The sequence below is a fragment of the Streptomyces sp. HUAS MG91 genome (assembly GCF_040529335.1).
In the GTDB taxonomy this organism is placed as follows: domain Bacteria; phylum Actinomycetota; class Actinomycetes; order Streptomycetales; family Streptomycetaceae; genus Streptomyces; species Streptomyces tabacisoli.
In genome coordinates this window covers 6,428,250-6,441,888 of record NZ_CP159534.1, presented here as the reverse complement: position 1 = coordinate 6,441,888, position 13,639 = coordinate 6,428,250, and the positions used below count along the sequence as shown (strand labels likewise).

At 73.6% G+C, this 13,639-nt stretch carries 11 protein-coding genes; 5 read left to right on the top strand and 6 right to left on the bottom strand.

The window, feature by feature from the left end:
- Window positions 1–20: 20 nt before the first annotated feature.
- Together ABII15_RS29260 and ABII15_RS29255 are read left to right on the top strand one after the other, a co-directional pair.
- Window positions 21–746 (top strand): ABC transporter ATP-binding protein, encoded by a 726-nt coding sequence (locus ABII15_RS29260; RefSeq protein WP_353947241.1) that lies wholly within the window; start codon window positions 21–23, stop codon window positions 744–746.
- Window positions 743–3,133 (top strand): ABC transporter permease, encoded by a 2,391-nt coding sequence (locus ABII15_RS29255; RefSeq protein WP_353945248.1) that lies wholly within the window; start codon window positions 743–745, stop codon window positions 3,131–3,133. Before ABII15_RS29260 ends, ABII15_RS29255 begins: the two co-directional genes overlap by 4 nt.
- Before the next feature lie 264 nt (window positions 3,134–3,397).
- On the opposite strand, the gene ABII15_RS29250 is transcribed toward ABII15_RS29255, so the two are convergent.
- The 4 genes from ABII15_RS29250 to ABII15_RS29235 form a co-directional block, all read right to left on the bottom strand.
- Window positions 3,398–4,651, bottom strand: coding sequence for an MFS transporter (locus ABII15_RS29250; protein ID WP_353945247.1), 1,254 nt, complete (start codon window positions 4,649–4,651; stop codon window positions 3,398–3,400).
- Window positions 4,648–5,784, bottom strand: coding sequence for a PLP-dependent cysteine synthase family protein (locus tag ABII15_RS29245; protein ID WP_353945246.1), 1,137 nt, complete (start codon window positions 5,782–5,784; stop codon window positions 4,648–4,650). The genes ABII15_RS29250 and ABII15_RS29245 overlap by 4 nt, the downstream gene beginning before the upstream one ends.
- Window positions 5,785–5,920: 136 nt before the next feature.
- Entirely contained in the window at window positions 5,921–6,337 is a 417-nt protein-coding gene (locus ABII15_RS29240) for a hypothetical protein (RefSeq protein WP_353945245.1), read from the bottom strand.
- Window positions 6,338–6,495: 158 nt separating this feature from the next.
- Window positions 6,496–7,113 carry a molybdopterin-dependent oxidoreductase gene (locus tag ABII15_RS29235; RefSeq protein WP_353947240.1) on the bottom strand — a complete coding sequence of 206 codons (618 nt, stop codon included), beginning with the start codon at window positions 7,111–7,113 and terminating at the stop codon, window positions 6,496–6,498.
- A gap of 184 nt (window positions 7,114–7,297) precedes the next feature.
- Here ABII15_RS29235 and ABII15_RS29230 point away from each other — a divergent pair, with 184 nt between their 5' ends.
- Complete coding sequence (locus tag ABII15_RS29230; protein WP_353945244.1) at window positions 7,298–7,693, top strand: helix-turn-helix transcriptional regulator; 396 nt, start codon at window positions 7,298–7,300, stop codon at window positions 7,691–7,693.
- A gap of 21 nt (window positions 7,694–7,714) precedes the next feature.
- On the opposite strand, the gene ABII15_RS29225 is transcribed toward ABII15_RS29230, so the two are convergent.
- Complete coding sequence (locus ABII15_RS29225) at window positions 7,715–9,223, bottom strand: helix-turn-helix domain-containing protein (RefSeq protein WP_353945243.1); 1,509 nt, start codon at window positions 9,221–9,223, stop codon at window positions 7,715–7,717.
- A gap of 213 nt (window positions 9,224–9,436) precedes the next feature.
- Between ABII15_RS29225 and ABII15_RS29220 the strand changes: the two genes are divergently transcribed.
- The gene (locus ABII15_RS29220; protein WP_353945242.1) at window positions 9,437–10,282 is read left to right on the top strand and encodes an FAD binding domain-containing protein; all 846 of its coding nucleotides are present in this window, start codon (window positions 9,437–9,439) and stop codon (window positions 10,280–10,282) included.
- On the top strand, window positions 10,272–13,010 hold the full coding sequence (locus ABII15_RS29215; RefSeq protein ID WP_353945241.1) for a molybdopterin cofactor-binding domain-containing protein: 2,739 nt from the start codon (window positions 10,272–10,274) through the stop codon (window positions 13,008–13,010). The genes ABII15_RS29220 and ABII15_RS29215 overlap by 11 nt, the downstream gene beginning before the upstream one ends.
- Before the next feature lie 19 nt (window positions 13,011–13,029).
- Here the strand turns inward: ABII15_RS29215 and ABII15_RS29210 are convergent, their stop codons facing one another.
- Window positions 13,030–13,509 (bottom strand): molybdopterin-dependent oxidoreductase, encoded by a 480-nt coding sequence (locus ABII15_RS29210; RefSeq protein ID WP_353945240.1) that lies wholly within the window; start codon window positions 13,507–13,509, stop codon window positions 13,030–13,032.
- Between the last annotated feature and the right edge of the window lie 130 nt (window positions 13,510–13,639).

Here is a 13,639-nt window from a genome sequence, read left to right as displayed (position 1 = left end):
AGCCGCAGAACGCGGTCGAGCTGCGGGACATACGCAAGATCCATGACGCCGGCGGACACCCGGTGGTCGCCCTCGACGGCGTCTCCCTCGACTTCGCCCGCGGCACGTTCACCGCCATCATGGGCCCGTCCGGCTCGGGGAAGTCGACGCTGCTGCGGTGCGCGGCCGGGCTCGAGCGCCCGACGGAGGGCCGGATCGTCCTCGCGGGCGTGGACATGGGCGGGCGCAGCGAGAAGGAGCGCACCGAACTGCGCCGCGCGCACGTCGGATTCGTGTTCCAGGCGTTCAATCTGGTGGAGTCGCTGACGGCCGCGCAGAACGTCGAGCTGCCGTCCCGCTTCGCGGGCCGAAGGATCGGCCGCGAGCAAGTCACGCGCGCACTCGCCGCGGTCGGTCTGGCGGAGCGGGCGAGACATCGGCCCAGTCAGCTGTCCGGCGGGCAGCAGCAGCGCGTCGCCCTCGCCCGTGCCCTGGTCACACGGCCCGCCGTGCTCTTCGCGGACGAGCCGACCGGCGCGCTCGACACCGTCACTTCGCGCGAGGTGCTGCGGATGATGCGGATGCTGGTCGACGAGGAGGGCCAGACCACGTTGATGGTCACGCACGATCCCGTGGCCGCGGCCTCGGCGGACGTCGTGGTCTTCCTCCGCGACGGGCGGATCGCCGACCGGGTGCCGCTCGACCGGCGGTCCGGTGCGGACCACGCCGCCGAGATCGCCGCCCGTATGACCCGGCTGGAGTCATGATGCTGATTCTTGCGAACGTGCGGGACCGCTGGTCCTCCTTCCTCGGTGCCTTCGCCGCCGTCCTGGTGGGCGTCGCCCTGATCACCGCCACACTCGTCGTCTACGACTCGTCGCGGCCGGGGGTGCAGCCCCGGTACGCGGGCGCCGCCGCCCTGGTGCTGCCCGAGCAGGCCGTCGACACGGACGGCAGTCCCGAGGACCTGGTGCCCTGGGGACCCGCCGAGGCGGGGCGGCTGCGGGCCGCGCTCGCCGAGGTGCCGGGCGTGACCCGCGCCGTGCTCGACCGCTCCTTCTACGCCCAGGCGTTGGTGGACGGCCGTCCGGTGGCCGACGAGGGCGCCCTGGAGTCCGGCCACGGCTGGGACGGTGCGCGCACGGCGCCGTACGCGACGGTGTCCGGCCGGGCCCCGCACGGCATGAATGAGGTCGTGGTGGACCGCGCCCTGGGGGTGGCCCCGGGAAGCACGCTGACGGTCAACATCACGCAGGGCCGCAGGCAGTTCACCGTGGTGGGCACCGTGGACGGCCCGGGCTACTACTTCAGCGAGGCGTTCGCCGCCCGGCAGCAGCCCGGTGTCCGGGCCATCGCCCTGATCACCGGCGAGCGGGCCGACACGGGCGCGATCGCCGCGGCCGCCGCGAAGGCCGTCGGGGATGCCGGCAGGGTGGTCTCCGGGGACGGGCGGGCCGAGGTGCAGCCGGCGCATCTGGAGCATCAGCGTTTCCTGGGCGTCCAGTTGATCGGCGCGATGGCCTTCCTCAGCCTGTTCACCACGGTCTTCGTCGTCGCCTCGCTGCTGGCCCTGGCGACCGGGATGCGGCGCCGCGAGATCGGTCTGCTGCGCACGCTCGGCGCCGCTCCCGCCCAGATCCGCCGCATGATTCTCGGCGAGGCGGCCGTGGTCGGTCTGCTCGGCTCGGTGGCCGGCTGCGCGGCGGGGGTGGCGGCCACCCCGCTGCTGCGCGCCCTGCTCGACGGCCTGGACGTCGCGCCGCCCGATCTGCGGATCAGCGTCGCCGGCTGGCCGCTGCTCACCGCCACGGCGATCGGTGTCGGTGTCAGTGTCATCGCGGCCTGGTCGGCGAGCCGCAAGGCCGCCCGGGTCGCTCCCGTGGAGGCGCTGCTCGACAGCGGCTCCGGAGACCGGGCCATGGGGCGCGGCCGCTGGCTCTCGGGACTGGCCGCCCTGGCCGTCGGGGTGCTGCTCGCCGTGGGCACCGCGTTCTCCAGTGCCGACGACCGTGTCAACAAGGCGATCTTCGCCACGACGACGCTGATCGTGGCGGCGGCCCTGTTGACTCCGGTACTGGTCGGGCCGGTCGCCCGGCTACTGACGGCGCCCTTCGCGCGCAGTGCCGGGGCAGGTCCGGTCCTGGTCCGCGCGGAGCTGACGGCGAACCCGCGCCGGGCCGCTTCCCTGGTGGCTCCCGTGATCGCCGCTGTCGGGTTCGCCGTGCTGCTGAGCGGCATGGTGGAGACGATGCGGGTGGCGTATCCGGCGGGCGAGGCCCTGAAGGTGAAGGGTCAGACGATCGTCACTGCGGACGGCACACCGGGAAACACCGACGAGGTGGTGGCGGCCAATCCGGTGGGCAAGGCGGCGTTGCCGACCCGTGCGTTCGTGCACCGGAAGGCTCAGGGCACGGCGACGGTCCTGGATGTCCTGGGCAGCAGGGACCCGCGCTGGGGCCGGCCCGGCGAAGCCGTGCTCGGTGAACGCACGGCCGCGGAGCTGGACTTGAGGAAGGGGCAGTCGGTGCCGGTCCGTTTCGCGGACGGCTCCACCGTCGCCCTGCGCGTCGGGGCGATCCTGCCCGACGACCCGGCGCGCGGGGATTTCGTGGTCGCCCGGGACCTGGTGCGCACCCACGACCCCGCGGCGCTCACCGACGACATCTTCGTCCCCGGCACCGCCACGGCGTCGGCGGCGGTTCCCGGCACAGCACTGCACGACGCCGCCGCGTACGCCCTGGCCGACTACGAGACCGACGCGAGACTGACCGACGCCCTCGCCGCTCTGCTGATCGCGATCGCTGTCGGCTACAGCGTCATCGCCGTCGTCAACAGCATGGCCATGGCCGCCCACGCCAGACGGCGTGACCTGGGGGTGCTGACCTCCACCGGTGGAACCGCGCGCCAGCTCCTCCTCGCCTCAGCGGGCGAGACGGTGCTGGTGGTCGCCATCGGCGCCGTCCTCGGGGTGGCGGTGACGGTGCCCCCGCTGCTGGGCATGGCGTCCGGACTCTCCCAGGTCAGCTCGTCCGCGATCGGCCTGCACCTGAACACCACCACCCTGGCGGCAGCCGTCGCCGGCACGCTGCTGGCGGCCGTCGTGTCCGGGCTGACGGTGACGGGGAGGACGCTGCGAAGACAGACCACTGCGTGAAGACAGGCGGCTGCGTAGGGAATCCGTCCCGGCACCTGACCCGTGCCCGCGCGGAGCGAAGGCCCGGTGCCTGACCCGTGCCCGCGCGGAGTGAGCGCGCGAGCGGGCACAAGGCAGGGACAGGGCAGGGACAGGGCAGGCACCGATGGGCATGAGGCCGGAAGGAAGCAAGCACCAGCCGGGCACGAGGCCGAGACGGCACCGGCGCCGGCATCGGCACCGGCAGGCACGGGCCGGGCTGGCCGGGCAGGTGCCCACCGCCTCTCAGGCCGCCACGAGTTCGGGCTCCCTGCGAGCCGTGAGACGTCCGCTGCGGGCCAGCGCGGCGACCGACGACGCGCAGACGAGACCCGTCGCGGTCAGCGCGGACCAGGTCAGCCACAGGGCGTCATGCCGTACGGCGAAGTCCCAGAGGGCGCCGGTGGCGAGGTTGCCGAGGGTGATACCCAGGCCCGACACCGTGTTGTAGAGGCCGTAGTGGGTGGCCACGAGGCGGTTGCCGGACAGGGAGACGACGGTGTCCATCTCGAAGGGGTAGACGACCGCGCCGCCGACGGCGAGCAGGGACACCGCGGCGACCAGGGCGAGGACGACGCCCGCCCGGGCGCCGGGCGGGGTAAGGGCCAGCGGCAGAAAGGCCAGGCCCATCGCGGCGAGTCCGCGCACCAGGGCCTGGGCGGGGTCCCAACGGCGTTTCGCCCAGCCCGTGAGCCGTAGTTGACCGGCCACGGCGACGGCGGCGGAGACGACGAACAGGCCGCTCGTCGCCCATGTGCCGCGCGCCCCCAGCGCCTGCCCGGCGGCGAGGGGCAGGGCCAGATAGACCTGGAAGGTCAGGACATAGGAGCCGGTCATCGCGACGGCGAAGAGCAGAAAGGGGCGATTGCTCATGACGGTGCGCCACTGCCCCAGGACGCTGGGCGGGGCGGCCACGGCGGGTTCGCCGTGGCGGGCCGGCAACGCCCGCCATTGCAGCACGGTGAGCGCCGCGAAGAGAACGGCGGCGACGGTGCACACGAGCCGGAAGTCGGCGGCCAGCAGGGCGAGTCCGACCAGCGGGCCGAGGAGCATGCCCGCCTGGTAGTGGACGTTGAAGGTGGCGAAGGCGTCCACGCGCCGCTCCCCCGCCTCGGCGGCGAGATAGGCGCGTACGGCCGGGTTGAAGAGCGCTCCGGCGAACCCGGTGGCCGCCGACGCGGCGATCAGGGCGGGCAGGTTGTCGACCCAGCCGAGCAGTCCGAAGCCGACGGTGCGCAGCAGGCAGCCCGCCATGATCGGGGCTTTGTAGCCGAGGCGGTCGGCGAGGGTGCCGCCGATGAGGAACATGCCCTGCTGGGAGAAGTTGCGGACGCCGAGGACGAGTCCGACGGCCCAGGCCGCGAGGCCGAGCGGTCCGGCGAGATGGGCGGCGAGGTAGGGCATGAGCATGTAGAAGGCGAGGTTGATGGCGAACTGATTGATCATCAGCAGCCGTACCGGCGCGGAGAACGAGCGGGTCTGCCGCCACACCGTCCTCATCGGGTGGCTCCGGTGAGCAGGCGCGTCGCGGGATCGAGGGGGTCGGTGACATGGGTGCAGCGGGTCCAGCGGGTGACGACCCGGTCGGTGGCGCGGGCGATCTCGTCGGGGTCGTCGGCCGGAGTCAGGCCGAGGAGCCTGTGCTCGGCGCAGTACGCGTCGTCGAAGACGGTGCCGACATAGCGTTGCGGGCCGTCGGGGAAGACGGCGACGATCCGGTCCTCGGCCGGCAGGGTGCGGGCCAGCCAGCGGGCGACGAGTGCGACGGCGCCGACGCTCCAGCCGCCGGTGGCGTAGTGGTGCCGGGCCAGCCTGCGGGCCGCCCAGACGGCTTCGGGGGCGGTGGTCCAGTGGACCTCGTCGAAGAGGGCGTGCCGGACGTTGCGCGGGTGGATGCTGCTGCCGAGGCCGCGCATCAGCCGGGCGGCGGCGGGCTGTCCGAAGAGGGTGGATCCGGCGGCGTCGACCCCGACGACCCGCAGCGCCGGGAAGTAGCGGCGCAGGACGGAGGCGATGCCGGCCGAGTGTCCGCCGGTGCCGACGGAGACGACGAGGGTGTCGATCCGGCCGAGCTGGGCGACGAGTTCATGGGCGAGCGGGGCGTAGGCGGCGATGTTGTCGGGGTTGTTGTACTGGTCGGGGCACCAGGCGCCGGGATGGGCGGCGAGGAGTTCCGCGACGCGGCGCCTGCGGGCCTCCTGCCAGCCGCCCACCGGGTGCGCGGTGTCGACGAGTTGGACGTCCGCGCCGTAGGCGGTGAGCAGTCCTGTCATGAGTGGTTCGATGCCGGGGTCGGTGACGACGGTGACCGGGTGGCCGTAGGCGGCTCCGGCGAGGGCGAGACCGAGGCCGAGGGTGCCGGAGGTGGACTCGACGATGCGGGCGCCGGGCGCCAGGTGGCCGCGTTCGCGGGCGGCCCGCACCATGTGCAGCGCGGTGCGGTCCTTGATGCCGCCGGGGTTGTGTCCTTCGAGCTTGGCCCAGAAGCCGCGCCCGGCGGCGGTGAACGGTTCGCCGATCCACAGGACGGGGGTGTCGCCGACCAGTCCGGCCGGGGTGTGGGTCGGGCGTTTGGTGTCGGCGAGGAGCCCGGCGGGGGCGGCCGGAGCGGTGGTGCGAGTGGTCTGGTGCATGGCGTGTCTCTCCCGCGGCCGGTGCCGGTGCGGCGGTCGGCCGGTGCGTGCGGACGGACGGATGTCGGGCGGAGGCGGGGCGCGGTCGCGGGGCGCCGTCGGGGACGGCCCCCGGAGCGGTCCGGGCCGGTCCGGCTCAGGTCCGCCACACGCCCAGGCGGGCCCGGTCCTGAGAGGGAGAGCACTCCGGGTGCCGCACCGCGCCCGGGTGCCGCTCACGGGTCGGCACCGGCGAGAAGAGGTGCGGCTCGGTCGCGGACGCGCTCCGCACGGTTTCGGCGGGGGTGCGGTCGCGCGGTGGCTGTGCGGTCGGTTCGTCCATGCCCCGGCAGCGCGCGTCGCCGTCACCGCTGCCGTCGGTGCGGTGGGGAGTCGTGGTGCCGTGGGAGGCGACTGCGCTGGTCGCGGCGATGGTGTCGGCGCGCCCGGCCCCGTCCGGAGCGGGTCCGTGGGCGCAGGCCAGCAGATGCAGCAGCGCGGCGAGGAGGACGACGAGGGCGGCCCCGGCCCGTGTCCCGGGACGGCCGCCACGGCGCACCGACAGGATCTTCATCGCGACCGAGCGTAATCGACCGGGCACATAAAGTGCACGTGAGGACAGGTGAGGGAGATCGTCACCTCAGGCGGCACCCAGGTCGCCGGACCGGCGGCCCGCGCCTGGCGCACCCCGCCCGACAGAACGGCAGCCCGCGCCCAGCGCTCACCCTGCCCCTACTCCCCTGGCCCGTCCCCCTCCCCCTCCTCGTCCGCTTCCTCCTCCTGATACGAGTAGCGCTGGGCGGCCCAGGGATCGGCGATGTTGTGATAGCCGCGTTCCTCCCAGAAGCCGCGGCGGTCCTGCGTCATGTACTCGATGCCGCGCAGCCACTTCGGCCCCTTGTAGCCGAACAGGTGCGGCACCACGAGGCGGAGCGGGAAGCCGTGTTCGGCGGTGAGCGGCTCGCCGTCGTGGTGGGTGGCCAGGACGGTGGTGTCGGCGGTGAGGTCGGCGAGGCGCAGATTGGCGCTGTACCCGTACTCGGCCCAGGCCATCACGTGGGTCACCTCGGCGGCGGGCGGCACGAGGTCGAGGAGGGCGCGGCCCGGCACGCCGTAGAAGGTGTGGTCGGTGGTGCTGGTGCCGGACGCGCAGTGCAGGTCGGCGCGCACGGTGGTCCTGGGCATGGCGGTGACCTCGTCGAAGGTCCAGGAGTGGGTGTCCCCGCTCGCGGTCGCGCCGAAGACCTGGAGCGTCCAGCGCTCGGCGCGGAAGCGCGGCACCGGCCCGTAGTGCGAGACGGGCCAGCCTCTGGCCAGCCGTTGTCCTGGCGGCAGCATGCCCTTCTCCATGACCAGCCCCATCACTCCCGTGGACCACAGATGCAAGGTGCGAGCGTAATTCATACCCGCGCATGCATGCCTTATTGGGCGAACCAGTTGGCATCTGCGTCATCCACAGTGACGCGGGCCGGGAGGGCGGACCGGGGAGGGACCGCGGGCGGGCGGGCCGGATATCCCGGATATCTTGGCGCGCATGCAGTCATACACGATCGGCCAGGCAGCGCGGCTGCTCGGCGTGAGCCCGGACACCGCCCGCCGGTGGGCGGACGCGGGACGAGTGACGACCCATCGGGACGAGAGCGGCAAGCGGCTCATCGACGGGAAGGACCTGGCGGCGTTCTCCGTCGAACTCGCCAAGAGCGGGCCGGGCGAGGAGGACGCCTCCTACACGTCGGTCCGCAATGCCTTCCCGGGCATCGTGACCGCGATCAAGCTCGGTGACGTGGCGGCGCAGGTGGAGATCCAGGCGGGTCCGCACCGGCTGGTGTCCCTGCTCACCCGTGAGGCGGTCGAGGAGCTGGAGCTGGAGGTCGGCGTGGAGGCCACGGCCCGGGTGAAGTCGACCAACGTCCATATCGACCGGGTCTGACCGGCGGCCGCCGGTCCCCCGTCAGCCGTCCTCCCGGCACAGCAGCGCCGTCCACAGGTCGAGGCGGTCCGGAAGCCGGGACAGGTCGCGGCCGGTGAAGTGTTCGATGCGCCGGACCCGGTAGTGCACGGTGTTGACGTGCAGATGGAGGGCCTCGGCGGTGCGGGCCCAGGAGCAGTCGCAGGCGAGGAAGGCCCGCAGGGTCTCCAGGAGGGCGGCGGCGGACGCGGTCTCCGCGTCGAACAGCGGGCCGAGCACGGTCCTGCTGTAGACGGCCCGCACCGACGCCGGCACCCCGGCCAGGAGCGCGCCCAGGCTGCCGAGGCCGGCGGTGTCGACGAGCGCCGAGACGCCGGGGGCGCCGCCTCTCGCGCAGGTCAGGGCGTAGCGGGCCTCGGTCAGCGCCCCGGCGAGATCCTGCGGCGCGGCGGCCGGGGTTCCGGTGCCGCCGTGCAGCGGTTCGTCGGGGACGCAGGCGGCGACGCGCGTCCAGGCCCCGGCGGACGCGTCGGCGGGGAGGGTTCCGGCCACGACGGCGAAGGCGGTGCCGTCGGGAAGCCGCCCGACGGCCGCGGGCCCGGTCCCCGCCCAGGCCACCGCTTCCGCCAGCGCCCCTTCGGCCGCCCCGCCACGCCGGGCGCCCGTGGCGGCGGCGACCACCCGGTACGGCCCCTCGGCCGGGAGTCCGCAGGCGCGCAGCCCCCGTTCGATGTCCGCCCTCTCGGCATCGCCGTCGCCGCCCGGCCCGGCGAGCAGTGCGCCCAGATCGTTGGCGGCCTGCCGGTCGGCCGCCCGGCGCCGGGCGAGCGCCTCCTGGCAGCGCCCGAGCACGGCCGCCACCTCGTGCAGCAGCCCGGGCGGCACGGCATCGGGATCGGGCAGCCGCAACTCCCAACGCTCGTACGGCGACAAACCGTCCGCCTCCACCGCCACGGTGACCCCGGCCCCGGCGTCCTCGGCACCGTCGTCGGTGTCGGCCGGTGTGGCGGCGACCGTCCGTCCGGCGCCGGTCAGCACGTACGCGACGGTTCCCGCCCGCAGGTGCGCGAAGGCGGCGGCGAGGATCGCGTCCGGTCCCGCGTCCTGGGCGAGGAGCCGCCCGAGCCGTTCGCGCAGCTGTCCGGGCAGGGCGTGCCGACGGCTCAACTCCCCCCACTGCTGCACGTACACGCTCTCGGTGACGGCCCGGAACATCACATGCGGCGGTACGCCCGCCAGCGGCATCCCGTGCCGTACGCACGCCTCGATCAGCGCGTCGGGGACCGCGCCGTGGGTCTCCTCGCCGGCCAGCAGGACGGCGGCGTCCGCGGCCCGCAGCGCACGGACGAAACGGTCCGCCTTGCCCGCGCCGTCCTGCGGGGTCCACCAGACCAGTCCGCTGAGCACGGCCTCGCCGGCCCGGACGAAACGGGCCGGATCCTCCAGGTCGGTGACCGTCACCCCGCTGATCTCCCGCCGCAGCAGAGCGTCCTCGGCCCACAGCGGGCGCAGGCCCAGATCCTGGTCCCCCAGGAGGTTTTCGACGTGCATGTGTTCCGGCTCCTCGTGCGGCCACCGGGCGGGGGATCAACCACCCGGCATCTCGCAATCACTAGGTGAATACGAGTGATCGCATAGTAAGTGCAAGGCGAACCGAGCGAAATGCTCCTTGGTTGATTCACCAAAAAGCGGCTCGCGGCGCGGGAGGATTCCGTGTGGCGCACCAGTCGTGCGGGCCCGTCGCGGATTGCTTCACTGACCGCCATGGACCTGAACACGGTGGCCGAGATCCGGGACGCGCGGGTGCCCGCCCCCTGGCGGCCCGGCGACGCCTGGCTGGGCGGCGGCACCTATCTGTTCTCCGAGCCGCAGCCGTGGCTGCGGCGTCTGGTGGACCTCAGCCGCACCGGCTGGACGCCGGTCGAACGGCTCGCGGACGGTTCCCTGGAGATCGCCGCGACCTGCACCATCGCCCAACTGTCCCGTTACGCGAAGGAGCTGGCGGAACCGGCCGCCCCGCTGTTCGAGCGGTGCTGCCGGGCCTTCCTCGCCTCGTTCAAGATCTGGAACATGGCCACGGTCGGCGGCAATCTCTGCAACGGCCTCCCGGCCGGCCCGATGATCTCGCTGACGGCGGCGCTCGACGGGGAGTGCCTGCTGCTGGCCCAGGACGGCGTACGCCGCCGGGTGCGGGTGGCCGACTTCGTCATCGGTGCCGGACGCACCGTCCGTGCCGAGGGCGAGTTGCTGCGCTCGGTGACCCTGCCCGCGCGCGCCCTGGCCTGCCGTACGGCGTTCCGGCAGGCGTCGCTGTACGGGCTCGGCCGTTCCGGTGTGCTGGTCGTCGGTGCCCTCGATCCGGCCGACGGTTCGCTCGCGGTGACCGTCACGGCGTCCACCGTGCGGCCGGTGCGGCTGTGGTTCCCGCTGCCCCCGTCCGCTCCGGCGCTGCGCGCGGCGATCGAGGCGGCCGTCGCGGACGAGGAGTGGTTCGACGACATCCATGGGCTGCCCGCGTGGCGGCGCCACATGACGCTGCGGTACGCGGAGGAGATCCGCCGCGAACTGGGAGACCCGTCATCAGAGCTGGAGGGCAACGGTGAAGGTTGAGGTCAACGGGCGTCCGCACGCCGAGGATCCGCGTCCCGGCCAGTGTCTGCGCACGTACTTGCGCGAGCGCGGCTGGTTCGGCGTGAAGAAGGGCTGCGACGCGGGCGACTGCGGCGCCTGTACCGTCCACGTCGACGGCGAGCCGGTGCACAGCTGCCTCTATCCGGCCTTCCGCGCCGACGGGCGCGCGGTCACCACGGTCGAGGGCCTGGCCTCGCCGGAGGGCGAACTGCATCCCGTACAGCGGAAGTTCCTCGACGCGCAGGGCTTCCAGTGCGGATTCTGCACCGCCGGTTTCCTGATGACGACGGCGGCCCTGGACGAGGAGCAGCTCACCGGTCTGCCCCGGGCGTTCAAGGGAAACCTGTGCCGCTGCACCGGCTACCGGGCCATCGAGGACGCCGTGCGCGGGGTGAAGCACGTCGAGGAGCCGTGCGCGGGCGAGGCCGTGGGCCGCAATCTGCCCGCGCCCGCCGGCCCCCAGGTCGTCACCGGCACCGCCCGCTACACCTTCGACCTGGACTTCTCCGCCGGTCCCGGCCTGCTGCACATGAAGCTGCTGCGCTCCCCGCACGCCCACGCGCGGATCACCGCCATCGACACCGCGGCGGCGCTGCGGGTGCCGGGCGTGCACCTCGTCCTCACCCACCACGACGCCCCCGAGCGGCTGTTCTCCACCGCCCGCCACGAGCACCCGGAGGAGGACCCGGCCGACACGCGCGTCCTCGACGACACCGTGCGCCACATCGGGCAGCGGGTCGCCGCGGTCGTCGCCGACAGCGAGGCGGCCGCCGAGGAGGGTTGCCGTCGGATCGAGGTGACGTACGAGGTGCTGCCGTCCGTCCTCGACCCGGAGGAGGCGATGCGGCCGGGCGCCCCGGTGGTCCACGACAAGGACGCGGCCACCGCCCGGATCGCCCGCCCCCGCGCCAATGTGGTCGGTGAGGCGCACGGCGAGACCGGCGACGTCGAGGCCGGGTTCGCGGCGGCCGACGTGGTGTACGAGGGCACCTACCGCACGCAGCGCGTGCAGCACGCCAGCCTGGAGACGCACGGCGCGGTCGCCTGGTTCGACGAGGACGACCGGCTCACCGTACGGACCAGCTCGCAGACCCCGTTCCTGACCCGCCGTGCCCTGTGCGACCTGTACGACCTGCCGCACGAGAAGGTGCGGGTGGTCGCGGGCCGGGTCGGCGGCGGCTTCGGCGGCAAGCAGGAGATGCTGGTCGAGGACATCGTGGCGCTCGCCGTGCTCCGGCTGCGCCGCCCCGTGAAGCTGGAGTACACGCGCGCCGAGCAGTTCTTCGGCGCCACGACCCGGCACCCCTTCACCATCGGCGTGAAGGCGGGCGCGCGCCGCGACGGCACGCTCACCGCGCTCCAGTTGCGGGTGGTGTCGAACACGGGGGCGTACGGGAATCACGGCCCGGCCGTGATGTTCCACAGCGTCGGCGAGTCCATGGCCGTCTACCGCGCCCCGAACAAGAAGGTCGACGCCTTCTCCGTCTACACGCACTGCGTTCCGGCGGGCGCCTTCCGCGGCTACGGCCTGGGCCAGGTGATGTTCGCCGTCGAGTCGGCCTTCGACGAACTGGCCCGGGAACTGGGCCTGGATCCGCTGGAGTTCAAGGCCCGCAACGTCATCGGCGCGGACGAGCCGATGGTCACGCCCGGCGGCCACGAGGAGGATCTGCACATCGCGAGCTACGGCCTCGACCAGTGCGTCGAGATCGTGCGAAGGGCCCGTACCGAGGCCGCCGGGGCGACCGCTCCCCCGGGCTGGCTGGTCGGCGAGGGCGCGGCCCTGGCGATGATCGCGACCGGTCCGCCCGGCGGGCACATCGCCGACGCGGCCGCGACGCTGCTGCCCGACGGCTCCTTCGACCTGGCCGTCGGCACCGCCGAGTTCGGCAACGGCACGACGACCGTGCACCGGCAGATCGCGGCCGGTGAGCTGGGCACCACCGTCGACCGGATCACCGTGCGCCAGTCCGACACCGACGTCGTCCGGCACGACACGGGCGCCTTCGCCTCCACCGGGACGGTCGTCGCGGGCAAGGCCACCCTGCGCGCCGCGCGCGCCCTCGCGGACCTGATCCTCGACTTCGCGGCCGCCCGGCTGCGGGTCCCGCGCGCCGACTGCCGGCTCACGGAGGAGGCGGTCCTGCACCCGGGCGGCCGCCTCCCGCTCAAGGAGGTGTACGCGGCCGCGCGCGCCGTCGGTGTCGAGTGCACCGCCGACGGCCACTTCGGCGGCACCCCGCGCTCGGTCGCCTTCAACGCCCAGTGGTTCAAGGTCGCCGTCGACCCGGGCACCGGCGAGATCCGCATCCTGCGCAGTGTGCACGCCGCCGACGCCGGGCAGGTCATGAACCCGATGCAGTGCCGCGGGCAGATCGAGGGCGGGGTCGCCCAGGCGCTCGGCGCCACCCTCTTCGAGAACGTGCGCCTCGACGAGCGCGGCGCCGTCGACACGGCCGCCTTCCGCCGCTACCGGCTCCCCCAGTACGCGGACGTGCCGCGCACCGAGGTCCATTTCATCGGGACCACGGACACCATCGGCCCGCTCGGCGCCAAGTCGATGAGCGAGAGCCCCTTCAATCCGGTGGCCCCCGCCTTCGCCAACGCGCTGCGCGACGCGACCGGCATCCGCTTCACCGAGGTGCCGCTGACCCGGGACCGGGTGTGGCGGGCGATGGCGGAGCACGGGGTGCCCGGTGCCTCGTAGGGCGGCGGGAGACCGCTGCTCACGGCCAGGAGCGGTAGCCGCCGTCCACGCGGATGGCGGTGATCCCGCTGACGTAGCGGGCGCCGCAGCGGTCCTGCGGCAGCACCAGCTGCGGTCCCGCCCGGTCCAGCGGGGCGCCGTCGATGGTGGCCGCGAGCAGGACCGGGGCCCGCCCGAAGTCGGGGTCTATCTCGGCCCAGGACATGAGGCTGTGGTGGCCGTCGGTGCCGGTCAAGGCGATGAGGAAGCGCAGCCGGTCCTTGCGCCGGGCCGGGTCGAAGCCGGGCCCCGCGGCGCTCAGTACGTCGTGCAGGAGCGGGCCGGTGAAGCGGTGGTGCCGGACGCCGCTGGTGGCGCACTCGAAGGCGACCTCCGCCTGCTGCTGGGGCCAGCCCAGCAGATCGGCGACGGTCAGCCGGGACGGCCGGGCCAGATCACCGGCGAGAACCACTTCCGCCACGGCGGCGGTCGTACGGGCAGCTGCGCGCGTTCGACTCACGGGCCACCACCTCCCGGGGGACCGTACCCGGCCGGACCACCTGGACAAACGCATATACCATCTGTCGGATCATCCAGTCTGGCTCATGCGATTCAACTATGCACTTACACCTTGTATTTGCGGCAGTATG